This window comes from Streptomyces sp. NPDC048481, assembly GCF_043200075.1.
GTDB lineage: Bacteria > Actinomycetota > Actinomycetes > Streptomycetales > Streptomycetaceae > Streptomyces.
Genome location: NZ_JBICXC010000011.1, coordinates 18,854 through 43,171, shown reverse-complemented (window position 1 = coordinate 43,171; position 24,318 = coordinate 18,854). Strand labels below are relative to the sequence as shown.

The window sequence follows — 24,318 nt, the reverse complement described above, 5'->3', positions numbered from 1 at the left end:
GGCGCGGCGACCACGCCTGAGTACGGCTACTCAGATGCGGGCCGCTCGTCGAACACCGGTGAAACGGGCCGGTGTTCGACGAGCGGTCGGGGGCATGCGGAGAACAGCCGCATCGAACGGTCACATCGAAGGGGCGGCGACACCGAAGCCGCACCGGATCCCGACACCGCACACCGAAGCCCCACATACGGACGGACGTCACACGCACCACCGCGAGGCGCCGGAACGACTCAGCGGGAACGACTCAGCGGGTACGACCCCGCGGGGACCGGCCCGCCGGACGGCCCGCCGTGACGCCGCCATGGACAACCACCACCCACCGGACCCACACGTCCGGCGAAGTCCCCTCCCCGAAAGGACGGACCCCGTGCTCGCCATCGTCTCGGCAGTGCTGTTCTTCATCGCCTTCCTGATCAACGCGGCGGACATCTCCACCAACGACACCTTCACCTCGACCAACTTCATGCTCATCGGTCTGACCCTGCTCGCCCTCCACGTCGGGGGCATCGGCAGCGGCTGGGCCGCCCGCGGCCGCCGGCGCTGACCGCGCACGGGCCGGACCGGCCGGACCGGAGGGAATCCGGGGACGGCCGGCCGGCCCGTGGTCGCGTGCGAGTGCCTCCACGGGGAAAGATGGGACCGCAAGCCATTGGTCAACCGATGTGGAGGAGCGGGCACATGCAGCACGAGCGAGCGGGCCGGACGGCCGGCCCCGAAGATCTCGTCGACGTCGCCCGGCTGGTCACCGCGTACTACGCGCTGCACCCGGATCCGGCCGACCCGGCCCAGCGCGTGGCGTTCGGCACCTCGGGGCACCGCGGGTCGTCGCTGAACACGGCGTTCAACGAGGACCACATCGCCGCGACCAGCCAGGCCATCTGCGAGTACCGCGCGGCCCAGGGCACCGACGGGCCCCTCTTCCTCGGCGCCGACAGCCACGCCCTGTCCGAGCCCGCCCGGGTCACGGCGCTGGAGGTGTTCGCGGCCAACGGCGTGAGCGTGCTCATCGACGACGCCGACGGCTACACCCCGACGCCCGCCGTCTCCCACGCGATCCTCACCCACAACCGGGGCCGTACGGCGGGCCTCGCCGACGGGGTGGTGGTCACCCCCTCGCACAACCCGCCCGGCGACGGCGGCTTCAAGTACAACCCGCCCAGCGGCGGCCCGGCCGGCTCGGACGCCACGTCCTGGATCCAGGACCGCGCCAACGACATCATCGCCGCCGGTCTCAAGGAGGTGCGGCGCGTCCCGTACGCGCGGGCCCTCGCCGCGTCCACCACCGCCCGCCACGACTTCCTCGGCGCCTACGTCGCGGACCTGCCGAACGTCGTCGACCTGGACGCGATCCGCGCCGCCGGGATCCGCATCGGCGCCGATCCGCTGGGCGGAGCCTCCGTGGCCTACTGGGGCCGTATCGCGGAGCAGCACCGGATCGACCTGACGGTCGTCAACCCGCTCACCGACCCGACCTGGCGTTTCATGACGCTCGACTGGGACGGCAAGATCCGCATGGACTGCTCGTCGCCGTACGCGATGGCCTCGCTCATCGACCAGCGCGACCGGTTCGGGATCGCGACCGGCAACGACGCCGACGCCGACCGGCACGGCATCGTCACCCCGGACGCGGGCCTGATGAACCCCAACCACTACCTGGCCGCCGCCATCGGCTACCTCTACGCGCACCGCGAGCAGTGGCCCGCGGACGCGGGGATCGGCAAGACGCTGGTGTCGTCCTCGATGATCGACCGGGTCGCCGCGGACCTCGGGCGCCGGCTGGTCGAGGTGCCCGTCGGCTTCAAGTGGTTCGTGGACGGCCTGGTGGACGGCTCGCTGGGCTTCGGCGGGGAGGAGTCGGCGGGCGCCTCCTTCCTGCGCCGCGACGGCTCGGTCTGGACCACGGACAAGGACGGCATCATCCTGGCGCTGCTGGCCTCCGAGATCACGGCGGTCACCGGCAAGACCCCCTCCGAGCACTACACCGCGCTGACGGAACGGTTCGGCGCGCCCGCCTACGCCCGTATCGACGCGCCGGCCACCCGCGAGGAGAAGGCGCTGCTCGCCAAGCTCTCGCCCGCGCAGGTCACGGCGGACACCCTGGCCGGCGAGGCCGTCACCGGCGTGCTCACGGAGGCCCCGGGCAACGGAGCGGCCATCGGCGGCATCAAGGTGACCACGGCCAACGCGTGGTTCGCCGCCCGGCCGTCGGGCACGGAGGACGTGTACAAGATCTACGGCGAGTCCTTCCTCGGCCCGGACCACCTGCGCCGGGTGCAGGAGGAGGCCAAGGAGGTCGTCGACGCGGCGCTGGCGGGCTGAGCCAGGCGCGGCGGCAGGAGATCCCCGGGGCTGCGGCACGGGGATCTCCTGGGCCTGCGCGGGGCACGGAGGGCCGGCCGTGCGCGGGGGCCGCGAGCGGACGCGACAGGGACGGCTATCATCCTGTAAAGGTAAAATGTGAGTTTTGTCCGCCCGGATCAACAGGACGTTCTCGCCTCTCCCCTCCCCGCCGACGAGCTGCCGTTCCGCCGGAGTGATCGATGTCCCGCAAGCGCCGCACGGACGACGGCGACGAGCTGCTGGCCAGACTCGGTTCGCTGACCGCCCAGGCGCGCGAACGCGCGGAACTGCAACGCTCCCGCGTCGAGCTGGCCCTGGCCCTTCAGCGCGGGATGCTGCCCCGCGACCTGCCGGCGGTCCCGGGATTCCGGCTCGCGGTCACATACGCGCCCGCCTGCCACGGTCTCAACGTGGGCGGCGACTGGTACGACGTCTTCGCCATGCCGGACGGGCGCATCGGCCTGTCGATCGGCGACGTCCAGGGCCACAACATAGAGGCGACCGCGTTCATGGGACAGGTCCGGGTCGGACTGCGCGCCCTGGCCTCCGTCACCGGCGAGCCCGGCGCGCTCCTCGCCCGGACCAACGAACTCCTCCTCTCCCTCGGCGGCGACCTCTTCGCCACCTGCACCTTCATGCGCCTCGACCCCGCCACCGGCGTCCTGGAGAGCGCCCGCGCCGGACACATCCCGTGCGTGTGGGCCACCGCCGACGGCAAGTCCGGCGTCGCCGAGGACGAGGGCGGACCGCCGCTCGGCGTCCAAGGCGGCATGGAGTACCCCGTGACCCGCTACCGGCTCACCAAGGGCGGGGTCTTCGTGCTGCTCACCGACGGAGTGGTGGAAGGACCGACGCTCAGCGTCGAGGAGGGCCTGGACCAGGTCGTGCGGCTCGCGGGCATCGCCGCCGTCGCCGGCATGACGGCGGACTCGCTCGCCGCCGCGGTCATCAGGCGTGCGGAACTGATCGGCCACGAGGACGACGCGGCCGTCCTCGTCGTGCGCCACGACGGACCGGCCGGACCACGACGTCCCCGGATTCAGCCATAGGGCCGGTCGCCGCGCCCCCCGCCTCGCCGTGAGCGCTCCACCGGTGTCTGATGACAGCTGTGGTGGGTACCCCCGATCTGCGCCGGACAGCCGTCTTCGTCATCCAGACGCTGGCGGTCGCCCTCTGCTACTACGCGGCGGGGCTGCTAGGCCTGACGCGGGAGCTGGTCGTCGAAGGCGCGGTGTTCACCCCCATCTGGCCGCCCACGGGCGTGGCGGTCGCCTGTCTGCTGATCCTCGGGATCCGCTCCTGGGCCGGCATCGCGCTCGGGGCCCTCCTCGTCATCATGTCGCTGACGTCGCTGCGGCCCGCCGTGATCGGCAACCTGGCCGGCAACACCGCCGCCCCCGTCTGCGCGTACCTCATGCTCCGCAGGGTCGGCTTCCGCACCGACCTGGCCCGGTTCCGGGACGGCCTCGCCCTGGTCTTCCTGGGGGCCCTCACCGCCATGCTCATCAGCTCGACCGTCGGCGTGGGCGTCCTGCTCCTCACCGACAAGATCGACGCGCACAGCTTCTGGGCCGTCTGGCTGGCCTGGTGGGTCGGCGACGCCATGGGCGTGCTCATCGTCACGCCCGTCCTGCTGGTGCTCCACACGCTCCGACGGCCCCTGCACCTCTCTCGCTGGAAGGAGGCCACGGGACTGGCGCTCATCGCCTGCGCCGTCGTCCCGACGGCCACGCACAGCCACGTCAGCCTGCTCTTCCTCGTCTACCCGCTGCTGATCTGGGCCGCGCTGCGGTTCCAGCTCGGCGGGAGCATGGTGTGCGCCCTGTTCACCTCCGTCCTCGCCACGATCGCGGCCACCGACCGGGCGGGACCCTTCGGGCGCCTGACCCGCATCGAGGTGATGATCAAGTTGCAGGCGTTCAACGGGACGATGGCCCTCACCGCGCTCCTGCTCTCCGCGGTGATCGCGGAGCAGCGCAACACCCGGCGCTCCGTGGAACAGGCCTGCCAGGAACTGGTCGAGGTGCTGGAACACCTCACCGCGGGCGACGTGCCACCCGGTCGGCCCCCCAAGGACAGCGCGTCCGGGGATGCCGAGGGCGCGGAGCCCGGGGGCGGGAAGTCCGGGCGCGGGGAGCCCGGGGGCGTCGGTTCCGAGGGGAGGGAAGGCAGGGAGGGCAGGGGCAGGGAACCTTGAGCGGGCCGTCGCCGGCGACCTCCTCCGCGTGGGGCCCCGAGCCCTTCCGCCCGCACCGCCCGATCGCCCCACCGCCCGATCGTCCGCGCCGTCCGATTGTCAGTGCCTTCGCCTACGGTTTCGTCAGTGGGATCCGCCGGAACGGCCGCGGGTCCGCCCTGGGGAGGGGTGTGTCATGTCTACGGGGTCCATCGGTGCGTCGACGACCTATCTGGAGCTGTCGCAGGACGACGGCGGCGCGCACAAGTTCTACGAAGTGGCCGTCGACGGCACAGTGGTGACGGTCCGCTACGGGCGGATCGGCGCGTCGGGCCAGGTGCAGTCGACCACGTTCCCCACCGCCGACAAGGCACGGGCCGCCGCCGCGAAGAAGGTCGGCGAGAAGGTCCGCAAGGGCTACGCCCCGGCCGTCGCGGGACAGCGCGCCGCCCGCCCGGTGACCCGTCGTCAGGTCGCGTCGGCCCCGTCCACGGCGCGCGCCGTGGCGCCGGTGCTGTGGCGGTTCCGCACCGGCTCCTCGGCGTTCGGCATCCACGTCGACGACGACCGCTGCTGGGTCGGCAACCAGTCCGGCGACGTCTACACGCTGGACCGCGACGGCGGCGTCCTGGCCCGTTTCACCCTGCCGGACGGCGTCAAGTGCCTGGTCGCCGACGACTTCTGGATCTACGCGGGCTGTGACGACGGCAAGGTCTACGACCTGTCCTCGAAGCTGCCGTTCGCCGCGTACGACATCACGGCCGACGTGGACATCTTCTGGCTGGACATCCACGAGGGCGTCCTCAACGTCTCCGACCGGGGCGGCCGGCTCACCGTCATCGACCACGAGGACGAGCACCAGTGGGCCCGGCGCAGCCAGGGCGAGCACGCCTGGATGGTGCGCGCAGACGACCGAGCCGTCTACCACGGCCACCACCGGGGCGTCACGGCGTACGCGCCCGACGGCGGCGGCGAACTCTGGCACACCCCCACCCGGGGCGGCGTCCTGTTCGGCTGGCAGGAGGCGGACGCGGTGTACGCGGGGACCGCGCACCGGGTCGTCCAGCGGCTGTCCAAGGCCACCGGGGCGGTGGAGGCCACGTACGGCTGCGACAGCGCGGTGTACTCGTGCGCCACCTCGCCGAGCGGGCGGTTCGTGTTCGCGGGCGACGCGTCGTCGTCCGTCTACTGCTTCGACCGGGACGGCACGCGTCTGTGGAAGCTCGGCACCGGAGGCGGATCCGCCCTGTCGATGCAGTACCGCGACGAGCGTCTGTACCTGGTCACCACGGACGGCTCACTGGTGTGCGTGGACGCGAGCGACGCGGCGGTCGAGGCCGCCCAGCAGGGCACGGTTCCGGTGGCGCGGGACGTCAAGCTCGCCGCCGCCCTGCCGACCTACGCTCCCGCCACGGCGACGAGCGTGGCCACGGTGGCGCAGGCACCGGCCGGCGCCATCGTCGTCGAGTGCGTCCAGCGGGCCGGCCGGGTGCGGGTGCACGTGGTCTCCGACGGCTACGACGCATCGTGGAACGTCCAGTTCCCGCGCGAGATACGGGAGCCCGGGGCGCGTTACGTCGTCGACGCCCTGCACCCGGCGGCCGGCGGCTTCTACCGGGTCCGCGGCGACATCCGGCGCCTCCTGTGACGGCAGCCCTCGGCGCTCCGTGCAGCGTCCCGCCGCATCCGCCGTCCGCGCCGCCGCACCGGCCCTCGCGGGACGGCGCGGCGGCGCGGTCGGGTCAGGAGCGGCCCGGACGGCCCGGTGTCACGGCTTGCGGCCGACGCCGCCGTGCTCGCCGATCATGTCCGGGGCCGGGGAACCGGCGTCGGGACGCCACAGCGGCACCGAGACGACGCCCGGCTCCAGCAGTTCGAGCCCGTCGAAGTACGCCGTGATCTCGTCGATGGAGCGCAGGTTGTACGGGACGGCGCCGCTCTCGTTGTAGGCGTCCTGCGCCTGCTCGAAGACCGGGTCGACGCCTCGTGAGCCGTCGTTGACGGCCAGGTAGCTCCCGGACGGCAGCGCGGCCATCAGGTCGGTGACGATGGCGCGGGCCGTCGCGTGATCGGCGACGTGGCCGAGGATGTTGCTGAGGATGAGCGCGGTGGGGCGGCTGAAGTCCAGCGTCTCGGCGGCCGCGGCCAGGATGCGCTTGGGGTCCAGGACGTCGGCGTCGACGTACGCGGTCGCGCCCTCGGGGGTCGAGGTGAGCAGGGCGCGCGCGTGGGCCAGGACCAGGGGATCGTTGTCCACGTAGACGATCCGCGACTCGGGGGCGAGCCGCTGGGCGACCTCGTGGGTGTTCTCGGCGGTCGGCAGACCGGTGCCGACGTCGAGGAACTGCCGGATGCCCGCCTCCGTCACCAGGTGGGTGATGGTCCGGCGCAGGAAGGCGCGGCTGCTGCGGGCGATGGTGACGATGCCGGGGAAGACGGCCGTGTACGCGTCGCCGGCCTGTTCGTCGACGGGGTAGTTGTCCTTGCCTCCCAACCAGTAGTTCCAGATGCGCGCCGAGTGCGGCACCGACGTGTCGATGGTCTGGTGTGCCGCTGACGAGGTCTCAGGGTCGGTCATGGTCGTCGTCCGTCTTTCAGCCGAGGCGTGAGCAGTGCTGGCCACAACTTACGTCCCAACGAGCGTTTTCCGTACATCAGTTCACCTATCCGGTCGGTCCGAACGCTCACCTCGCCGACTCGCTCCTTCGTCAGTGGCCCCCGGCGGGCGGCTCGCAGCCGGTGCCGTCGGGGTAGCCGCCGAAGGCGTCGACCCGCGTCTTCTCGCGGTCGATGCCGCCCTCCAGGCACAGCGGCCGGGCGACGACGAGGAAGCTCACCCCGGTCGGACCGCTCTGGGACGACTGCACGTCCCCGTCGGCGTACCCGAGGCCGGTGAGGGCGGCGCGGGTGCTCTGCGGGCTGAAGTCGCCGCGCCGGCGCAGCGGTTCGAGCGCCCGCTCGATCCGCCGGGCGGCCGCCAGCCCGTCGCAGCGGCTCCGGCCGTGGAGCTGGAGGGGAACCCGGAAGCCGTGGTTCTCGGCGTAGTGGTCGGTGGGCGGTGTGGCGGGCGTGGAGGGGGTCGCGCTCGGGGTGGGGGCCGGCGCGGCGCTCTCGCCGGGGCACGCGAAGTCCGCCGGTGCGCCCGGCGTCGTCACGGCGGCCCGCGACGGAGCCCCGTCCCCGGCTTCCTGTCCGGCCCGCTGGGTTCCGCACCCCGCCGCCAGCAGGGCCAGCGCCGCCAGCAGCGGCGCCGTGCGCAGGATCGCGGGGCGTTCGGTCTTCGTCATGCGCCCATCCTCGCTCGTACGTCCGAGCCGCGTCATGAGTCCTCGTACTCAGCCTGGCCGGCGACCCGGCCCGGTCCCGGCTTCCGTGTGCCGGTCGATCCACCCGTGCCGCACCGGCCGCGCGGCAGCGGCGCCGGAGCGCTCCCGGTGCCGGCGCGTCCCGCGCGGACGGCCGTTCGTCCACGAGCGCGCCCCCGGGGCCCGGGGGCGCCTTCGGCGGGCTACGGCTTGATGCCCACCCCGGTCCAGAGGCTGACCTCGGCGTCCGTCGCCTCGACGGGGCCGTCCGGACGCCAGCGGTGGCCCACCGAGACGCCCGGGTCGAGCAGTTCCAGTCCGTCGAAGAAGCGGGCGACGTCGTCGCGCGAGCGGAACTGCACGGGTGTGCCCGCGCCGTTGTAGATGTCGGTGACCTTCTGCCAGGTCGACGGGTCGAAGTCGGGCGTGCAGTGGCTCAGGGCCAGGGCGCTGCCCGAGGGGACCACGTCCAGCAGCCGCGCCACGATGCCGTACGGGTCCTGCGCGTCGGTGACGAAGTGCATGAGCGCGTTGAGGGACAGCGCCACGGGCTGCGACAGGTCCAGCACCTCGGCCAGCTCGGGCGCCGCGAGCAGCGCGCCCGGGTCGTTGACGTCCCCGTGCACATAGGCCGTGCGTCCCTGGGGAGTGCTGCGCATCAGGCGCTCGGCGTACTTCAGGACGAGCGGGTCGTTGTCCGCGTAGACGACCCGCGCCTCGGGGACCACGGACTGGGCGACCTGGTGCAGGTTCGGCTCGGTCGGGATGCCCGTGCCGATGTCCAGCCACTGGCGGATGCCGTGCTCGCGGGCGAGGACCCGGGTGGCCCGGTGCATGAAGGCGCGGTTCTCGCGGGCGCACACGAAGATGCCCGGATAGACGCCCGCGACGGACTCCGCCGCCTGCTCGTCCACCTCGAAGTGGTCCTTGCCGCCCAGGTAGTAGTCGTACATCCGGGCTGAGTGCGGCCTGCTGGTGTCGATGTCGCGCGGAGCGTTCGAGGTGCTCATCCTGTGCCTTTCGGTGGTGTGCATGGGGGGTGCCGGGCAGGCCGGGGCCGCGGACGGCCCGTCCTGCCCGTCGTGCTCGGGCTCAGCCGGCCGCCAGGTGGTCGGCGAGGCCCCGCTTGACTCCCGCGACGAACGCGGCGATCTCCTCGGGCGTGTAGATCAGCGCGGGCCCGGCAGGGTCGGTCGACTGCCGCAGGGCCACGCGGCCGTCGGCGAGCTGCTTGGTCTGCACGCACTGGCCTCCGTTCGGTCCGCTCCACGGGGACTCCCAGCCGTGGTCGCCCAGGTCGGAGGCGGGCATCCCGTTGTAGACGTCGTGGGCGCGACCGTCGCCGCCGCCGATGCCGGTCATGAGTACTCCTTGCGCATACGGTTCAGGAGTGCCCTGCTGTCCGTGTCCGAGGTCAGCAGGGACATGCGGTTGTGGGCCTCCAGATGCGCCGCGACGTCGGAGCGCTGGTCCAGGTACACGGCGCCGGAGAGGATCTCGGTGTAGACGATGTCGGGCAGTTCCGGTTCCTCGAACCGGAAGTAGGTGAACGGCGCACAGGCGCCGACGTGCGCGCCGGCCGTGAACGGCACGATGTCGACGCTCACGTGCTCCAGCTCCGACACCTCCAGCAGCCGGTCGATCTGCTCCCGCATCACCTCGGGGCCGCCCACCATCCGGTGCAGCACCGCCTCCTCCAGCACCGTCCACAGCGTCGGGGCGTCGTCTCGCTCCAGCAGGCTCTGGCGGCGCAGCCGCAGGTCCACGCGGCGATCCAGGTCCTCGTCGCGGTCGTTAGGGAAGCCGCCGCCGAGCACTCCGCGCGCGTACCGGGGCGTCTGGAGCAGGCCCGTGACGTAGTGCGGCTCGTAGGTGCGCAGCGTCCTGGCCCCGGTCTCCAGACTGACGTAGCCGCTGAACCAGCCCGGCAGCACGTCGCGGTACGGATGCCACCAGCCCGGCTCGTTGGCCCGCTCGGCGAGGGCGACGAACTCCTCGATCTCGCGCGGGCCGGCTCCGTACGCGTCCAGCAGGATCTGCACGTAGAGCGGCCTGAGACCGACCTCCGCCTTCTCCAGCCGGCGGATGGTCAGCGGTTTGACGTGCAGGGCTCTGGCCGCGTCGTCCAGCGACACGCCCGCGTTCTGGCGTCGTTCCTGCAGCCGCCGGCCGAGGATCATGCGCAACACGGTGGGCGCGCTGGTGCTGCCCGTGCCCGAACGGCCTTCGCTCACGCCGTGCCTCCTGAGGGGTGTCACCCTGACGAGTCCGATGGCGCCCTGCTGGCGCGACCGGACGGATACCGGCCTGCTGAAATTATCAGGCAGTCGGTTGCAGCTTGAACTCCGGTGCGAGCATAGTTACTCACGTGAACCGCGCCGACGAACCTCAGTGTTCCCCCGTCAAGCTTCCTCATTTTCACGGGAGTTGGGGCGAGCAGGCGTTCGCGGCACGGGAGGACCGTACAGAACGCCCCGTCCACGTCGGTCCCTTGCTCACCTTCCCGGCCCCCGGCTGCTGCTCCCGCCCCCCACGGAAGGCGTCCACCGTGTCCCCCCACACGACTTCTCCCCGGCCGTTGGACACCTGGAGTCCGGACCGCGCGCACTGGCTCGAACTCCCCGCCCACCGCGCCAGCGTGTCGGTGGCGCGTCGCTCGATGGACGCCCGGCTGACGGCGTGGCGACTGCCCGGCGAGCTGTGCGCGGACGCGGTCCTGCTCGTGTCCGAACTCGCCACCAACGCCGTACGGCACGCGCTCGGCGCCCGGTTCCTGTGCGGGGTCGGGCTGGTCGGCGCGGCAGGCCTGCGCCTGGAAGTGCACGACCAGGACCGCTCGGGCCGGGTCCTGCCCCGTCGCGAGCCCGGCCCGGACGACGAGGGCGGCCGCGGGCTGCTCCTCGTGGAGCAACTCGCCCAGACCTGGGGCGTCGACCGCTCCAACCTGACCGGCGGCAACGCCGTATGGGCGATGCTGCGATCCTGACGGATCAGCAACTGCGCTCGCGCGGCGGCCGACCGACCGACGGCCGGCCGGCCGGCCGGATGTGAGCGTGGAGTCGGCCGTCCAGCGGCCCACACCCGGCGCCCCGCACCCCACCGCGCGCCGAGGCGGACGCCGGACGCCGGACACCGGACGCACAAGGGCGGCAGGTGGCCGTGTGCGTCCGGTGGCGCGGGTTCCGCGGGCTACTCGCCCTTGGGCGCGGTCTGCTGCACCACCTCGAAGGACCACAGCGTGGACCCCGAGGCCGCCGGCTTGGGACGCTCGCCCTCCGCGCCGCCCCCGTGCGCCGCCTTCATCGAGCCCTTGAGCCACGCCTGGAAGGACTCCTCGTCCCGCCAGCGGGTGTAGACGAGGTAGGTGTCGGTGCCCTCGACCGGGCGGAGCAGCTCGAACCACTCGAACCCGTCGGAGTCCCCGACGGCGTCGGCCCGCGCGGCGAACCGCTTCTCGAGGGTCTCCCGCTGCTCCGCCAGGACGGTCAGTACGTTGATCTTCACTACGCTCATGGCCCCATCCTCCCGCGCCCGGCGGCACGGCGTCGCGAGGGGCCCGCGCCAGGGGACGCCGCGGTGCGCGCCGGGCCGGGGCCGGCGAGCGGGTGTTGCCTGCGCCGGGCGTCCGGCGCACCCTGTTCGTATGACCGCGCGGGACGGGCCGACGCTGATCGCCTCCGTCCAGCGGGCGTTCCGCCTGCTGGAGGCGGTGAGCGCGCACGACAACGGCGCGCCGGCGAAACGGCTGGCACGGGAGGCGGACCTGCCCCTGGCCACCGCCTACCACCTGCTGCGGACCCTGGTCCACGACGGCTACCTGCGCAAACTCCAGGACGGCGGGTTCGTCCTGGGGGACCGGGTGCAGACGCTGCGCACGACGGGAAACGCGCAGGCCCTGCTCAGCAGGGTGCGCCCCACGCTGGCCGCGTTGCGCGACGAGCTGGCGACCCCCGCCTACCTCACCTTCTACGAGGAGGGCGAGATCCGGGTCGCGGAGATCGTGGACGGGCCGCGGACGCCGCGCGTGGACCTGTGGGTCGGATTCGAGGACGCGGGGCACGCCACCGCGCTCGGCAAGTCCGTGCTGCGCGAGCTGGACGACGACGCCCGCAGGGAGTATCTCTCCCGGCACCACCTCGCCGACCTCACGCCGAGGACCATCACCAGCCCCCGCGAACTGCTGCGGCGGCTGGACGCCTCTCCTGTGGCCCCGGCGGTCACGGACCTGGAGGAGTACGCGCTCGGCACGGTCTGCGTGGCGGTGCCCGTCTACAGCGGCGACACGCTCGGCTCGCTCGGGGTCTCCCTGCCGGTGGACCGGCTTCCCCGGCTGGAGCAGGTCCGGGACCGCCTCTTGCCGATCGCCGGTCGCGTGACCAGGAGTCTTTCGCTCACCGTCTGATCGTTCACTATCTGAAAATCTGATCCTTGTGAGCGGCCGCGCCGACCCGTTTCCTGGTGGAAACGGACATTCGAGGACTTCTCGGCGCACACGTGAGGACTACGGACCAGCATGACTCAGGCCCGCAACCATGACGGCGACCACCGCCCGACCCGGCTGTTCGGACCCAGGGCGGCGGCGGCAGGCCGGGTCCTGCCCCTGCTGATCACTCTCGTCATCGGGACCGTCATCCTCCTCGGCGGAGCCGGGACGGCCTGGCTGCCGCTGCTGGCGGCCGGGCCCGCGCTGGCCGCCAGCACCCACGGACCGCGGGGCGTCCTCGGGGTGGGCCTGCTCGCCGCGGGACTCGGGGCGGCGCTCGGCGCCCGCGACGGCGCCCGGGGGGCGGAGCTGGCGGCCGTGGCGGCCGCGCTGCTGGCCGTCACCTGTGCGAGCACCCTGGCCGGCGATCTGCGCACACGCCGGGAACGGGTCCTCGCGGACGTCCGGTCGGTCGCCGAGGCCGCCCAGCACGCGCTGCTCAAGCCGGTGCCGGCGACGGTCGGCCCCTTCGAGGCGGCCGTCCGCTACAGCGCGGCGGCCGCCGAGGCCAGGATCGGCGGGGACCTCTACGCGCTGGTGCCCACTCCGTACGGCGTACGGCTGATCGTGGGGGACGTGCGCGGCAAGGGGCTGCCGGCGGTGGGCACCGCGGCGCTCGTCCTCGGTGTCTTCCGTGAGGCCGCCTACGACGAACCCGATCTGCTCGCCGTCGTCGAGCGCATCGAACGCAGTCTCGCGCGCAACCTCGGGGCCGACGACTTCGTCACCGCCGTGATCGCCGGGTTCCCGCGCCCCGGACTGCTGCACGTGGTGAACTGCGGACACGCGCCGCCGCTGCTGGTGCGCGCGTCGGCGCGGATCGAGTCGGTGGAGCCCGTGCCGCCCGCCCCGCCCCTCGGGCTGCGGGCCCTGACCGACCAGACCCCCGGCCTTCAGGAGCTGTCCTTCGCGGACGGTGACCAGCTGCTGCTGTACACCGACGGCGTCATCGAGGCCCGGGACCGCGAGCGCGCCTTCTACCCGCTGGTCGAGGGACTCGCCCGCCATCTGTCCGACGAGCCCGCGCGCACGCTCGGCGCCGTCCATGACGAGCTGCTGGCGCATGTCGGCGGTCGCCTGCACGACGACGCGGCGCTGCTGCTGATCCGCAAACCGCTCCCCGTCCCATCGGCGGACTCTCAACTTCCCTCCCCTGTAACGGTGTTGGGGGAACCGGCGAGCTGACCGCGATGGCGTGTGCAGCAGACTGTGTTCATGACATTCATGAGGAAGTCCGCCGCCGCGCTGACCGCCGCCGCGGCCTCCCAGGGCCTGTTCGCCGCGCCGGAACGGGACCCCGTCGCGGCGGCCGCGTCCGGCCTGTGACGCTGAGACGCACGTCACATGCCTCGCGGCCGGTTCCGCCGTCACGTCGTGTCCGGACGGTGCGTCAGTGCTGGGCAACCGTCCACACGGCAAGGAGATCACCATGGAAGCGCGTCTCGACCTCTTCGGCAGCCGGCTCGGGTCCACCCTCCTGAAGCACTTCACCGCGGCCGGAAAGACCGTCTCGGACTCCACGCTGCCGCCCTCGACCCGCGACCTGGTGCTGCTGCGCGCGAGCCAGATCAACGGCTGCGGCTTCTGCACCGACATGCACGCCAAGGACGCCGCGCACGCGGGGGAGACGCCCGTGCGCCTCGCGCTGGTCGCGGCCTGGCGCGAGGCCACGGTGTTCACGGATGCCGAACGGGCCGCCCTGGAGCTGACGGAGGAGGGCACCCGCATCGCGGACGCGGCCGGCGGCGTCCGCGACGAGGTGTGGGCGAACGCCGCCGAGCACTACGACGAGGAGCAGCTCACCGCACTGGTGGCGACCATCGCCGTCATCAACGCCTTCAACCGGCTGAACGTCATCGCCCGGCAGCCCGCGGGCGACTACACGCCGGGCCAGTTCGGCTGAACGGTCATCGCGGAGGGCCCGGCTTCACGGAACGTGCACACCTCGCCGGGTGAACTTTAGAATTCAAACGCTACGCTCGTCGCCAGTTCGAGCGGCCGGGGCCTCTCCGCCGCGCCGCTCGTCCTCCCCTGCCCCCTGCACAGGAGACGCGCGTGCGCGACGGCGACGTAGTGGTGATCGGTGGCGGCTATGCGGGCGTCCGTCTGGCGAAACGCCTCGACGCGACGGCGCGGGTCACCCTCGTGGACCGCAAGGAGGTCTTCTTCCACCGCATAGCCTCCCTCCGGGCCGGTGTGCGCCCGGAGTGGTCGCTCACGCCCTTCATCCCGTACGACCGGCTGCTGCGCGAGGGCCGGATGGTCGTGGGCAAGGCCGTGCGCATCGACACCGACGCACGGCAGGTCGTCCTGGCGACGGGTGAGCGACTCCCCTACGACGTGGTCGTCATCGCCTCGGGCGCCGACTATCCCGAACCGGCGCGCTTCACCGGCGTCTTTGCCGAGGAGACGATCGAGTCGTTCGCCGGGCACCAGCGCAGGGTCGCCGCCGCCCGGCACGTGCTGGTGGTCGGCGGCGGCCCCTCGGGCGTCGAACTGAGCGCGGAGATCCGGCTGGCCCGGCCGGACGCCCGTGTCACCCTCGCCCATTCGGGACCGACGCTGCTGCACGGCACGGGCAGCGAACGGGCCGGGCGCAGGGCGCTCGACTGGCTGGAGTCGCACGACGTGGAGGTCCGCCTCGACTCGTTCATGTCCCCCGGCAACGACTTCGGCGCCTACCGCGACGCCCACGGCGGCGTCGTCCACGCCGACCTTTCCTTCTGGGCCACCGGCACCACCCCGAACACGCTGTGGCTGCGCCTGGCCGGGCACGGCGACTGGCTCACCGCGAGCGGCCACGTCAAGGTCGACCGCAGGCTCAGGGTCCACGGGCGGCCGGACGTCTTCGCGGTCGGCGACGTCAACGACGCGAGCGAGCTGAAGATCACTCCCACCGCGCTCGCCCAGGCCGACCTCGCCGCCCACAACATCCGCGCCCACCTGCACAGTTCGGGTCGGCACCGCAGGGAGCCCCGCCTCTACCGGCCCCTGCGGCGCACCCCGCTCATCGTGCCCTTCGGCCCGGCCGACGGGATGACGCTGCTGCCCGTGCCGGGCGGCGAGAGCGCGGTGCTCGGCGGCCGGACCTCCGTGCTCGCCAAGGCGAAGACGCTCATGACCCCCTACATGAGGCGGCAACTCGGCTACACGGCCGCCTGATCGGCCGGATCCGCCCGATCCGGCGACGGGATCAAGGAGATCCGCCCCGGCTGGTCGACGTGGTGGTCACCAGTCGGTACTCCCTGAGGCGCGCGAGGACTCACTTGGCCGTGCGGGAGGGCATCCGCCGGTTCCTGGATCGGTACCGGTCCGCCCACCGCCGACGACACCCACGAGGTCGCGCAGCGCGTCGCACCGGACTCCGGCTCGTCCACGTCGACGGCGACCCCGTCGCGCTCGCCCGCGCGCACGCCCTGCCGACCGGCACGCCGCTCTCCCGCGCGGAGAACTCCCGTCCTACGTCATGGCGTCGGCCGCGTGCCGCCCTCCGGCGTCGTCCCGCAGCATCGGCAGCGCGTCGAGGTACTCGGGCGGGTGGTCGAAGGCGCGGGTGAGGGTGGTGAGATGCGGTCGCAGGCGGTGGGTGAGGTCGTCGACGACGACGGGGAACTCGTGGACGTGCTGCGCGGCGATATGGCCGTCGGCCAGCAGAAGGCCGGTGTGCGGGGCGAGTTGGCCGAGCAGGAAGAGGGCCGTGAGGTCGCCGAGCACGCCGTGGGCGGGTCCGCCCGCGGCGTCGGCCAGGGCGGCGAGCATGACGTCGGCCGCGTTCAGGACGGTGTGGACGCGGGCGCGCTGGAGGGCGGGGCCGGAGGCCGTGTTCCAGCGGCCCTGCGGATCGTGTGCGGGCCCGCCGCGCAGCGCCCGGTTCGCCTGGGCGTGGAACGCCTGCTCGGTGCGGGCGAGCAGGTCGCGCAGGAAGCGGGGGTCGGTGAGGTCGGGCGGACCCGGGGCGGCGACCGGTGAGGCGGGCGGACGGTGCAGGAGTTCGGCGGCCGCCTTGGTGGAGACGAGAAGGTTGTCGCCCTCCGCGGTGATGGTCCCCTCGATGTACTCGGGGAAGCCGGCGAGGAGGTTGGCGGGCAACAGCCCCTGGGCGCCGCAGCGTTCGCGCGCTTCCAGGGCGATGGTGCGCGCCTGCCAGGTCGTCCAGGCCTTGGCCAGGGCGATGAGGCGCTCCAGGTCGTCGCGGTCGTCGACGCCGTGGCGGGCCCAGGCGGCGGTGAGGGACCGGTGGAGCAGGGTCATGGCGTAAGTGGCGGCCACGGCCTCCAGGAGCCTGCCGTGGTGGGTGCGGTGGGTGTTCACCGGGACGCGCCGGTCGGGCCTCGTTCCGCTGACGTGACGCCGGTCGCCGTACCGGACGGCGATGGCCAGCGCGGCGCGGGAGGCGCCGACGGCCGCCGCGCTCATGCAGAGCTTCCCGGCGGTCACCCGGGCGATCGACGTGAGGAACCGCTTGCGGCGGTTGCCGAGGCTGCTGGTGAAGGCGCCGTCGGCGTCGAGGCGGCCGTGCTCGCCCTGGAGGAGGGCGCTGCCCGGCAGCGGGAAGTGGTCGAAGGAGGTGAGGCAGTGGTCGACGGGGGCGTTCGGCCGGAGCGGGAGGGCCTCGACCGTGACATGGGGGAGGGGGCCGTCGTGGTCGGTGAGCGGGGTCAGGAAGAGGAAGACGCCGTGGTCCCGCTCGCCGACGAGGAGGCGGGCGGCGACGACGGCCGACTTCGGGCCGCCCAGGGAACTGGTGTTGGGCATGAACTTCGCGGCGCCCGGATGCGGGGTGTGCAGGACGAAGCCGCCGGTCGCGGGGTCGTAGCGGGCGGTGGTCTCCAGCGCGGTGGCGTCGTTGCCGTGGTCCAGCTCGGTGCACAGGAAGGTGCCGACGCGGCGCAGCGAGGCGAACTCGTCCAGGTTCCTCGACGCGGCGTCGGCGTGGTCGAGAACGCTGCCGAGGAAGAGGTTGTAATGGATGCTCGCGACGGTGGTCAGGCCGCCGCCGCCGTCCACGATGGCGGCCCATTCGTGCAGGGCGGTGAGCAGGGCCGGGTCGGTCGCGAGGGACACGGGGTCGTCGAGTGTGTCGTTGACCAGACGCAGCCGGTCGTAGGACTGCGCGGCGCGCTGTTCGGGCGTCAGGCCGGGCCGGTGGCGGAAGGCGTCCCGGCTTATGAGCCGCCGCCAGGGGGCGTGGACCCGTTCACGGTCGCCGTCCCCGTCGAAGAGCAGCCGGGTCAGCTCACGGGTGAGGGCGTCCCCGGGGTCCGCCGCGTCCTCGGGGGACGGGTCCGGCGCGCCCGCCGGCGGGCCGGGGGAGCGGTCCGTCGGGGCGTCCGGGCCGGCCGGGCCGCAGGAGGGCGCTCGTGGTGCGGCCGCGTCCGGGGCGTGCTCTGCCGGGCAGGGCCCGGCGGGGCCTTCTGCGTCGTGGAATGCCAGCAGGGCCATGACCTTCTCCCCCGTCGGTCGCGGATTCGGAACGTGGACGTCTGGATGCCCGATGAGCCAGAAGATACGGACCTCCCGGTTTGCTCATCAAGTCGGAAATCGGCAAACACCTTTGCCGAGAATGGCGTGAACCGATGGGTCCACGTGCCGCAAGCGGGCCCGGCGTACGGCAGTCGTCCCTGGTGACCGCGGGAAGGGCGGGGGAGGAGGGCCTCGGCCGAAACCGTCGTCGCGGGCCGCCGGTTTCCGGTTCCGCCCGGTGGGACCGCGGTGCGGGGGCGTTCCGGGAGCGTTGCGGGGGCCGGTGCTGCGATGCTCTCACGGAGCGTGCGGGCCCGGGAGCCGGCGAGGTGGCGCGGAACGAACGTGTCGGTATATTCCGGAGCCTGGTTCGCGGGAGCTATCTCGGAGGTAGGGCGTGGCGGTGCAGGAACGGGCCGTGCGGAAGAGGCGGGCCGTCCTCGTCGCGGCCGCGGCGGTGTTCGCGGAGGTCGGGTACGAAGCGGCGACGATCTCGGAGATCCTCGCCCGGGCCGGTGTGACCAAGGGCGCGCTGTACTTCCACTTCTCCTCCAAGGAGGCCCTGGCCCAGGCCGTGCTGGCCAGTCAGCTGGGGGCGATCCCGGCCGTGCCGCAGCGGAAGCTGACGTTGCAGCAGGGGCTGGACGAGGCGTTCGTCCTGGCCCATCTGCTGTCGGTGGGGGATCCGCTGGTGCAGGGCAGCATCCGCCTGACGGTCGACCAGGGGGCGCTCGGCGACGGCCTGGACCGACAGGCGCCGATGCGCGGATGGATCGCGCGCAACGCCGAACTGCTGGGGCGGGCGAAGGACAGGGGAGAGCTGCTGCCGCACGTCGACGTCGACGCGGCGGCGCGGATGTTCGTGGGCGCCTTCACCGGGGTGCAGGTGCTGTCCAAGATCATGACCGGGCACGCGGACCTGCCCCAGCGGGTGACGGACCTTCAGCGCCATCTGATGGCCGGGGTCGCCGTGCCCGCGGTGCTGTTGCAGCTGGACACCGCGCCGGACCGGGGCGCCCGGGTCTACGAGGAGGCCGTGCAGGCCGGTTGGGGCGGCGCGCAGCCCCAGGCCGCCGGGTGAGTGCCGCGGACGGCACGCCGGCCCTGCCGCCCCGGAAGCGCTGAAGCGGCGCGCGGGACGGCCGGCGGTGGGACGGCCGCGCCGGCACGTCCTCGCGGTGCAGGTGGGGTCGGTGGGACGGACGAGGGCGGTGGGCCGCGGGGGGTTGAGCGGGACATGCCGCGGGGAGGGGAGAGGCGAGACGTTGTCCGGGACGCCGTTGTGCGCTCCCGTGGGAGGGCTGGGGGAAGCCGGCCCTCGGGCTCCCGGCACGTGACCATGCCGACGTGTGCGAGACGAAAACCGGGGAGTACGACCATGGATGCGACTGCGTGCCCTTACGCCCTCGACGTGACGGGGCGTGACCTCGCGGGCGAGGCCGCGATGCTGCGGGCCGGGGGACCGGCGGTCCGCGTGGAACTGCCCGGGAGAGTGGTGGCCTGGGCGGTGGTGCGCCAGCGGTACGTGGAGCGGCTGCTGACCGACCCGCGGGTGTCGAAGGACGCGCGCCGGCACTGGCCGGACTTCATCGAGGGCAGGATCACCGAGGAGTGGCCCCTCTACCCGTGGGTGGCCAACGAGAACATGCTGTTCGCCTACGGAGCCTCGCACGCCCGGCTGCGCAGGCTGGTGGCCGGGGCGTTCACCGCCCGCCGCTCCGAGGCGCTGCGGCCGCGGGTCGAGCAGATCGCCGCCGGACTCGTCGACTCCCTCGCGCGGACGGACGGGGCGGAGGGGCCGGGGGCGCCGGTGGACCTGCGAGCCCGGTTCGCCGAGCTGTTGCCGATGCGGGTGATCTGCGAGCTGTTCGGGGTGGAGCAGGGCGCGGACACCGACGCCCTGTGCGCGGCGCTGCACACCGTGTTCGGCACGACGAACAGCGGCCAGGAGGTCGAGGCGGCCCGGCTGGAGGCCTTCGTCCGGTTGTCGGAGCTGGTGCGGGCCAAGCGCGCCGAGCCCGGCGACGACCTCACGTCGCTGCTGATCCAGGCCCGTGACCAGGACGACCGGCTGAGCGAGGAGGAGCTGCTGGGCACCCTCTTCCTCATGATCGCCGGCGGGCAGGACACCACGGCCGCGCTGATCACCAACGCGGTCGCGGCGCTCCTGCTCGCGCCCGAACAGCTGGACCACGTCCGGGAGGGCCGGGCGACCTGGGAGGACGTGGTGTCCGAGACGATGCGGGTGCACACCCCCGGGGCGTACTCGCCGATGCGGTTCGCCGTCGAGGACATCGATCTGGACGGTGTGCTGATCCGCAAGGGCGAGGCCATCCTCGTCTCCTTCGCGGCAGGCGGCCGCGATCCCGAGCGCCACGGGCCGCACGCCGACCGCTTCGACCTGCTGCGCACGGGCCGTGACGGCCTCGGCTTCGGCCACGGCCCGCACCGCTGCATGGGCGCCCCGCTCGCCGCGGTGGAGGCCGAGAGCGCCTTCGCCGCGCTCTTCGACCGCTTCCCCCGTATGACGCTCGCCTGCGCGGCGGACGAACTGCGGCCGATGCCGAGCTTCTTGATGAACAGTCACCTCGCGCTGCCGGTCCTGCTCGCCCCGCGGGAGCGCTGAACGGCCGCTACTTGGTCTCGACCCGGCCGAGGGCGTGCGGGCCGGTGGTCAGGGCGTCCTGCGCCGACTGCCAGGCCGGGTCGCCCGGGTACAGCCGGCTGCGCAGGTAGGCCCAGGTCAGGCGCTGGACGGCGGCGACCCGTTCAGGGCTGTCGTCGGTCGTCTCGGCGACGTCGTACCCGGACACGCCGCCGAGGCCGTGCTCGGCGCCGAAGAGCGTGAGCAGGGTCTTGGGGCCGGGGGCGAGCCGGTAGGGGTCGGCGTGCCAGTCCGGGCCGGCGACGGTCAGATGGGGCGAGTCGTCCTCATCGCCCGCGACGACCAGCGCCGGCGTCGTCATGGCCGAGAAGTCCGTGGTCCCGAGGAAGGGGTAGTTCCGCGTCACCGTCTCGGTGACGGCGTCGCCGCCCCGGCCGGGCGCGGCGAGCAGGACGCCCGCCTTGACGCGCGGGTCGGCCAGGTCCACCACGGCGCCGTCCTCGGGGTCGGTGAGACGGGCGCCGAGCAGCAGGCTCGCGGTGTGCCCGCCCATCGAGTGGCCGGCCACCGCCACCCGGTCGCGGTCCAGGCGTCCGGGAAGCTGCGGGACGGCGGCCTCGATCGCGTCGAGCCGGTCGAGGACGTGCCGCATGTCCTCGGCCCGCGAGCGCCAGAACAGAGGGGCGCCGGGGGTGCCGGGGGGCAGGTTCAGCCTGGTGGAGCTGAGGTGGGTGGGCTGGACGACGGCGAAGCCGTGCGCCGCCCAGAAGTGGGCGAGCGGGGCGTACCCGTCGAGCGAGGAGAGGTGGTGGGAGAACCCCTGGCCGTGCGAGAGGAGGACGACGGGCAGGTCGTCCCCGGTGACGGGCGCGGTGATCCGCAGCTGGAGGTCCACGGGCCGGCCGGGGACCGGCAGCGTGACCGGGCCGACCGACAGCACGGCGGTGCGCGGGCCGGAGTCGTCCCTGGGGTAAGCCGGTTGGCTCATGGTGCTGGTGTCCCTTCGATGGCCTCCCCGGCCGCCGGACCGGTCGGTCGGCGCGCGCGGGTGGCGGGCAGGAGCGACCGTCCGGCCCGGCGCGAGCCGAAGCGGAACGTCGCTCCGTTTAATGTACGGAACGCTGTTCCGTTTCGTCAACGTGCGGGGCCACAGGTGTGCCCGCGGCACGGAGGCGCAGGGACCCGGAAACGCAGGGCGGCGGCGGATTCAGCGGGTCAGGCGGTGCCTGCGGCCGCCGCGCCGGAACCGGACGGCGGCGTAGACCAGATCCGCCAGCAGCACCAGCGCACCGATGATCAGCAGGTAGAACAGCCCGTGGGCCGCGAATCCGATGATGCCCAGGACGAGGGCGGCGAGGATCAGGAACAGGAACAGGCTCATCGGCTCTCCCGGCGGTCTCGTCGTCAGCGACGGGCGAGGCGTCGTTCGCCGCCGGCGCCCGGCATGTAGTCCAGCGCGTAGTGCGCGAACACCTTCGGTTCGTCCTCGGCGGGCAGTTCGCCGTCGACGTCGATCGCCGGGGCCTTCTTGACGGCGTTCTTGTCGTGGACGACCCGCAGATAGCCCGGACCGACCGTCGCGCCCGTGAGGGGCACGAACACCAGGCGGCGCCGGGTGGGCAGTCCGACGGTCACCGTGGCGAAGGAGGGGCAGTCCGTCCCGGTGTCCACGTAGACCGACTCCAGCGCGCCGATCCTGTGCCCCTGCGGATCGACGACGTCGTGACCACGCCATTCACGGATGTCACCGGCTTCGAACATGAGGACCTCCCGCACGTCCGGGTACCCGGGTTGCCGTCCGCGATGCCCGTGCGCCGCCCTCGTGCGCCCGTCCGGCGGCCCCGGCCGCGCTCACTGCGGCCGGGCCAGCAGCACGGCGACGTCGTCCTGGGCCGGAACGGGCAGCATGTGCGCGAGGACGTCGTCGCAGAGCGCCCTCAGCGACCGGCCGGGGCGGCGCAGGGCCGCCGCCAGCCGGGCCAGCCTCTGGTCGAGGTCCGCGCCCCGGGTCTCGATCAGCCCGTCGGTGTAGAGGACGAGCAGCCCGCCCGGCGGCAGCGGGACCTCCTCGGTCCCGAACTCCCGTCCTCCGGTCCCCAGCGGAGTGCCCGGCGAGCCGTCGAGGAAGGTGATCGTGCCGTCGGGCGACGCCACGGCCGGCGGGGGATGACCGGCCCTCGCCACGAGACATCCGCCGGAGGCGGGATCGTGGACGGCGTAGACGCAGGTCGCCAGCTGGTCCTCGCCCATGTCGGCGACGAGGTCGTCCAGCGAGCGGAGCATGTCGGCGGGGTCGATGCCGAGCCGGGCCAGGGTGCGCACGGCCGCACGCAGCTGACCCATGATCGCCGCCGCGTGGATCCCGTGCCCCATGACGTCCCCGATGACGAGTCCGGTGCGCTCCTCGGGCAGCGCGATGACGTCGAACCAGTCGCCGCCGACGTCGTGTTCGCTGGCCGGCAGGTAGCGTCCCGTCAGTTCGAGGCCGGGGACGGCGGGCAGCGCGCTGTTGGTCAGACTGCGCTGGAGGGTCAGGGCGGCCGCACGCTGGCGGGTGTACATGAGCGCGTTGTCGATGTTGAGGGCCGCGCGCGCCGCCAGCTCGTCGATCAGCACGCAGTCCTGCTCGTCGAAGGGCTCACGGCTGCGCACCCGCGTCACCACGACCGCGCCGAGCGCCTTGCCGCGGGCTACCAGCGGGATCAGCCGCGCCGAGCCGAGCCCCATGAGGTAGGCGCGCAGTTCCTCGGCGCGGGGGTCGGGGACCAGCGCCGGGACGTCGGACCGGTACAGGTCGGTCGGCCGCCCGTCGGCGATGACGCGTTCGTAGAGCGAGCCGCGCTCCAGCCGGGACGTCATCCCCGGGACCAGCCGCGCCGTGGGGGCGGCCGGGTCGGGGAAGAGGGCGGCCATCCGGCGGATGACCCCGCGCGTGGCCTCCGTGGACTCGTCGGGGCTCATCACGTCGTCGAGGAGCTGCACGTCGGCGGAGTCGGCGAGCTGGGGCACCAGCATCCGCACGATCTCCTCGCAGGTCTGCCACAGGTCCAGCGTCGTCCCGATGCGGGTGCCGGCCTCCGCGAGCAGGGCGAAGCGGCGCCGGGCGCGCTCGGCGTCGTGCTCGGCCCGCTGGCGCTCCGTGATGTCGATGAGGGACGCGATCACGCCCAGGGTCCGGCCGCTGCCGTCGACCAGCGGGGCGTAGGAGCAGGACCAGGTCCGTTCCCGGTCGGGGTCGGAGGGGGTGCGGCCGGTGCGGCGGACGTCGACGACGGCCCTGCCGCTGTCCAGCACGTCCTGCATGGTCTTCTCCAGCGCCACGGCGTTGACCCCGGGCACGACCTCCGTCAGCCGCCTTCCGAGGTGCTCGGCGGGGGAGACCCCGTTCATCCGGGCGAGCGCGTCGTTGACGCGCAGGAACCGCAGGTCGGTGCCGAGGGTGGCCAGGCCGATGGGCGACTGGCTGAACAGACTCTCCAGGGCCGCCAGCGAATCGCGCATGCGCAGGACCTCGGAGGTCTCCACCGCGATCAGCAGGGCGCCGGGCCGTCCCTGGGCGTCGGCGGCCGGCACGATCCAGGTCTCCATGGTGACCGGATGGCCGTCGCGATGGCGCACCGACAGGGTGCCCACGACGGTCTCCCCGGCCTGGACCCGGTGGGTGAGCTGATCGGCCAGCTCGTGATTGCCCTCCGGGACCAGCAGGCCGGAAGCCGGACGGCCGAGCACGTCCTGCGGCCGGAAGCCGAGCAGGTCCTGTGCGGCCAGCGACCATTCGACGATGCGTCCGTGCGCGTCCTCCCGCCACAACGCGATCGGGAGCAGCTCGCGCAGCACGTCGGCGTATCCGACCGCGTCCGAGGGCTGTTCGACCGCCTGGTCCGCCCGGTGAGGAGCGCCCATCGCTTGACCTCCCCAGTGGGCGGGCAGGATTGCACACGAAAAC

23 protein-coding genes are annotated in these 24,318 nt (G+C 73.1%); 12 read left to right on the top strand and 11 right to left on the bottom strand.

The window, feature by feature from the left end; genetic code table 11:
• The first annotated feature begins 367 nt into the window (after positions 1–367).
• The 5 genes from ACGFSH_RS27855 (at position 368) to ACGFSH_RS27835 (ending at position 6,164) form a co-directional block, all read left to right on the top strand.
• Positions 368–544, top strand: a complete 177-nt coding sequence (locus ACGFSH_RS27855) for a hypothetical protein (RefSeq protein ID WP_329416146.1) — start codon at positions 368–370, stop codon at positions 542–544.
• Between the two features lie 134 nt (positions 545–678).
• Positions 679–2,319, top strand: coding sequence for a phosphoglucomutase (alpha-D-glucose-1,6-bisphosphate-dependent) (gene pgm, locus ACGFSH_RS27850; RefSeq protein WP_393353347.1), 1,641 nt, complete (start codon positions 679–681; stop codon positions 2,317–2,319).
• Positions 2,320–2,540: 221 nt separating this feature from the next.
• Complete coding sequence (locus ACGFSH_RS27845; protein WP_393353345.1) at positions 2,541–3,389, top strand: PP2C family protein-serine/threonine phosphatase; 849 nt, start codon at positions 2,541–2,543, stop codon at positions 3,387–3,389.
• Between the two features lie 50 nt (positions 3,390–3,439).
• On the top strand, positions 3,440–4,537 hold the full coding sequence (locus ACGFSH_RS27840) for an MASE1 domain-containing protein (RefSeq protein ID WP_393353344.1): 1,098 nt from the start codon (positions 3,440–3,442) through the stop codon (positions 4,535–4,537).
• Between the two features lie 175 nt (positions 4,538–4,712).
• Positions 4,713–6,164 (top strand): WGR domain-containing protein, encoded by a 1,452-nt coding sequence (locus ACGFSH_RS27835; RefSeq protein WP_393353342.1) that lies wholly within the window; start codon positions 4,713–4,715, stop codon positions 6,162–6,164.
• A gap of 120 nt (positions 6,165–6,284) precedes the next feature.
• Here the strand turns inward: ACGFSH_RS27835 and ACGFSH_RS27830 are convergent, their stop codons facing one another.
• The 5 genes from ACGFSH_RS27830 to ACGFSH_RS27810 form a co-directional block, all read right to left on the bottom strand.
• The gene (locus tag ACGFSH_RS27830; RefSeq protein WP_393353340.1) at positions 6,285–7,094 is read right to left on the bottom strand and encodes an SAM-dependent methyltransferase; all 810 of its coding nucleotides are present in this window, start codon (positions 7,092–7,094) and stop codon (positions 6,285–6,287) included.
• Between the two features lie 130 nt (positions 7,095–7,224).
• Positions 7,225–7,803, bottom strand: a complete 579-nt coding sequence (locus ACGFSH_RS27825; RefSeq protein ID WP_393353339.1) for a hypothetical protein — start codon at positions 7,801–7,803, stop codon at positions 7,225–7,227.
• A 221-nt stretch (positions 7,804–8,024) separates the two neighbouring features.
• Positions 8,025–8,831 (bottom strand): SAM-dependent methyltransferase, encoded by an 807-nt coding sequence (locus ACGFSH_RS27820; protein ID WP_393353338.1) that lies wholly within the window; start codon positions 8,829–8,831, stop codon positions 8,025–8,027.
• 82 nt (positions 8,832–8,913) lie between these two features.
• Entirely contained in the window at positions 8,914–9,183 is a 270-nt protein-coding gene (locus tag ACGFSH_RS27815; RefSeq protein ID WP_393353337.1) for a DUF397 domain-containing protein, read from the bottom strand.
• Positions 9,180–10,055: a helix-turn-helix domain-containing protein gene (locus ACGFSH_RS27810; RefSeq protein ID WP_393353336.1), complete on the bottom strand. Its 876-nt coding sequence runs from the start codon at positions 10,053–10,055 to the stop codon at positions 9,180–9,182. The genes ACGFSH_RS27815 and ACGFSH_RS27810 overlap by 4 nt, the downstream gene beginning before the upstream one ends.
• Before the next feature lie 314 nt (positions 10,056–10,369).
• On the opposite strand from ACGFSH_RS27810, the gene ACGFSH_RS27805 reads away from it, so the two are divergent.
• On the top strand, positions 10,370–10,807 hold the full coding sequence (locus ACGFSH_RS27805) for an ATP-binding protein (protein ID WP_393353335.1): 438 nt from the start codon (positions 10,370–10,372) through the stop codon (positions 10,805–10,807).
• A 203-nt stretch (positions 10,808–11,010) separates the two neighbouring features.
• On the opposite strand, the gene ACGFSH_RS27800 is transcribed toward ACGFSH_RS27805, so the two are convergent.
• Positions 11,011–11,334, bottom strand: coding sequence for an antibiotic biosynthesis monooxygenase family protein (locus tag ACGFSH_RS27800; RefSeq protein WP_393353334.1), 324 nt, complete (start codon positions 11,332–11,334; stop codon positions 11,011–11,013).
• Between the two features lie 130 nt (positions 11,335–11,464).
• On the opposite strand from ACGFSH_RS27800, the gene ACGFSH_RS27795 reads away from it, so the two are divergent.
• The 4 genes from ACGFSH_RS27795 (at position 11,465) to ACGFSH_RS27780 (ending at position 15,466) form a co-directional block, all read left to right on the top strand.
• Positions 11,465–12,223, top strand: coding sequence for an IclR family transcriptional regulator (locus ACGFSH_RS27795; RefSeq protein ID WP_393353333.1), 759 nt, complete (start codon positions 11,465–11,467; stop codon positions 12,221–12,223).
• Between the two features lie 111 nt (positions 12,224–12,334).
• On the top strand, positions 12,335–13,489 hold the full coding sequence (locus ACGFSH_RS27790; RefSeq protein ID WP_393353332.1) for a PP2C family protein-serine/threonine phosphatase: 1,155 nt from the start codon (positions 12,335–12,337) through the stop codon (positions 13,487–13,489).
• Positions 13,490–13,733: 244 nt separating this feature from the next.
• On the top strand, positions 13,734–14,207 hold the full coding sequence (locus ACGFSH_RS27785) for a carboxymuconolactone decarboxylase family protein (RefSeq protein WP_393353331.1): 474 nt from the start codon (positions 13,734–13,736) through the stop codon (positions 14,205–14,207).
• Positions 14,208–14,359: 152 nt separating this feature from the next.
• Positions 14,360–15,466 (top strand): NAD(P)/FAD-dependent oxidoreductase, encoded by a 1,107-nt coding sequence (locus tag ACGFSH_RS27780; protein WP_393353330.1) that lies wholly within the window; start codon positions 14,360–14,362, stop codon positions 15,464–15,466.
• 297 nt (positions 15,467–15,763) lie between these two features.
• On the opposite strand, the gene ACGFSH_RS27775 is transcribed toward ACGFSH_RS27780, so the two are convergent.
• A complete protein-coding gene (locus tag ACGFSH_RS27775) occupies positions 15,764–17,746 on the bottom strand; it encodes an acyl-CoA dehydrogenase (RefSeq protein ID WP_393353329.1) in 1,983 nt (660 codons plus the stop codon).
• Between the two features lie 418 nt (positions 17,747–18,164).
• On the opposite strand from ACGFSH_RS27775, the gene ACGFSH_RS27770 reads away from it, so the two are divergent.
• Together ACGFSH_RS27770 and ACGFSH_RS27765 are read left to right on the top strand one after the other, a co-directional pair.
• Positions 18,165–18,848 carry a ScbR family autoregulator-binding transcription factor gene (locus tag ACGFSH_RS27770; RefSeq protein ID WP_393353328.1) on the top strand — a complete coding sequence of 228 codons (684 nt, stop codon included), beginning with the start codon at positions 18,165–18,167 and terminating at the stop codon, positions 18,846–18,848.
• 297 nt (positions 18,849–19,145) lie between these two features.
• Positions 19,146–20,393, top strand: a complete 1,248-nt coding sequence (locus tag ACGFSH_RS27765; protein WP_393353327.1) for a cytochrome P450 — start codon at positions 19,146–19,148, stop codon at positions 20,391–20,393.
• A gap of 7 nt (positions 20,394–20,400) precedes the next feature.
• On the opposite strand, the gene ACGFSH_RS27760 is transcribed toward ACGFSH_RS27765, so the two are convergent.
• The 4 genes from ACGFSH_RS27760 to ACGFSH_RS27745 form a co-directional block, all read right to left on the bottom strand.
• Positions 20,401–21,360: an alpha/beta hydrolase family protein gene (locus ACGFSH_RS27760; protein ID WP_393353326.1), complete on the bottom strand. Its 960-nt coding sequence runs from the start codon at positions 21,358–21,360 to the stop codon at positions 20,401–20,403.
• A 219-nt stretch (positions 21,361–21,579) separates the two neighbouring features.
• Complete coding sequence (locus ACGFSH_RS27755) at positions 21,580–21,753, bottom strand: hypothetical protein (protein WP_167467676.1); 174 nt, start codon at positions 21,751–21,753, stop codon at positions 21,580–21,582.
• 23 nt (positions 21,754–21,776) lie between these two features.
• A complete protein-coding gene (locus ACGFSH_RS27750) occupies positions 21,777–22,133 on the bottom strand; it encodes a PRC-barrel domain-containing protein (protein ID WP_393353325.1) in 357 nt (118 codons plus the stop codon).
• 90 nt (positions 22,134–22,223) lie between these two features.
• Complete coding sequence (locus tag ACGFSH_RS27745; protein WP_393353324.1) at positions 22,224–24,275, bottom strand: SpoIIE family protein phosphatase; 2,052 nt, start codon at positions 24,273–24,275, stop codon at positions 22,224–22,226.
• Positions 24,276–24,318: the final 43 nt, after the last annotated feature.

Coding starts and splice junctions, on each gene's coding strand:
- pgm (WP_393353347.1), top strand. CDS start 679: ATGCAGCACGAGCGAGCGGGCCGGACGGCCGGCCCCGAAGATCTCGTC.
- ACGFSH_RS27845 (WP_393353345.1), top strand. CDS start 2,541: ATGTCCCGCAAGCGCCGCACGGACGACGGCGACGAGCTGCTGGCCAGA.
- ACGFSH_RS27840 (WP_393353344.1), top strand. CDS start 3,440: ATGACAGCTGTGGTGGGTACCCCCGATCTGCGCCGGACAGCCGTCTTC.
- ACGFSH_RS27835 (WP_393353342.1), top strand. CDS start 4,713: ATGTCTACGGGGTCCATCGGTGCGTCGACGACCTATCTGGAGCTGTCG.
- ACGFSH_RS27830 (WP_393353340.1), bottom strand. CDS start 7,094: ATGACCGACCCTGAGACCTCGTCAGCGGCACACCAGACCATCGACACG.
- ACGFSH_RS27825 (WP_393353339.1), bottom strand. CDS start 7,803: ATGACGAAGACCGAACGCCCCGCGATCCTGCGCACGGCGCCGCTGCTG.
- ACGFSH_RS27820 (WP_393353338.1), bottom strand. CDS start 8,831: ATGAGCACCTCGAACGCTCCGCGCGACATCGACACCAGCAGGCCGCAC.
- ACGFSH_RS27815 (WP_393353337.1), bottom strand. CDS start 9,183: ATGACCGGCATCGGCGGCGGCGACGGTCGCGCCCACGACGTCTACAAC.
- ACGFSH_RS27800 (WP_393353334.1), bottom strand. CDS start 11,334: ATGAGCGTAGTGAAGATCAACGTACTGACCGTCCTGGCGGAGCAGCGG.
- ACGFSH_RS27795 (WP_393353333.1), top strand. CDS start 11,465: ATGACCGCGCGGGACGGGCCGACGCTGATCGCCTCCGTCCAGCGGGCG.
- ACGFSH_RS27790 (WP_393353332.1), top strand. CDS start 12,335: ATGACTCAGGCCCGCAACCATGACGGCGACCACCGCCCGACCCGGCTG.
- ACGFSH_RS27785 (WP_393353331.1), top strand. CDS start 13,734: ATGGAAGCGCGTCTCGACCTCTTCGGCAGCCGGCTCGGGTCCACCCTC.
- ACGFSH_RS27775 (WP_393353329.1), bottom strand. CDS start 17,746: ATGGCCCTGCTGGCATTCCACGACGCAGAAGGCCCCGCCGGGCCCTGC.
- ACGFSH_RS27765 (WP_393353327.1), top strand. CDS start 19,146: ATGGATGCGACTGCGTGCCCTTACGCCCTCGACGTGACGGGGCGTGAC.
- ACGFSH_RS27760 (WP_393353326.1), bottom strand. CDS start 21,360: ATGAGCCAACCGGCTTACCCCAGGGACGACTCCGGCCCGCGCACCGCC.
- ACGFSH_RS27755 (WP_167467676.1), bottom strand. CDS start 21,753: ATGAGCCTGTTCCTGTTCCTGATCCTCGCCGCCCTCGTCCTGGGCATC.
- ACGFSH_RS27750 (WP_393353325.1), bottom strand. CDS start 22,133: ATGTTCGAAGCCGGTGACATCCGTGAATGGCGTGGTCACGACGTCGTC.
- ACGFSH_RS27745 (WP_393353324.1), bottom strand. CDS start 24,275: ATGGGCGCTCCTCACCGGGCGGACCAGGCGGTCGAACAGCCCTCGGAC.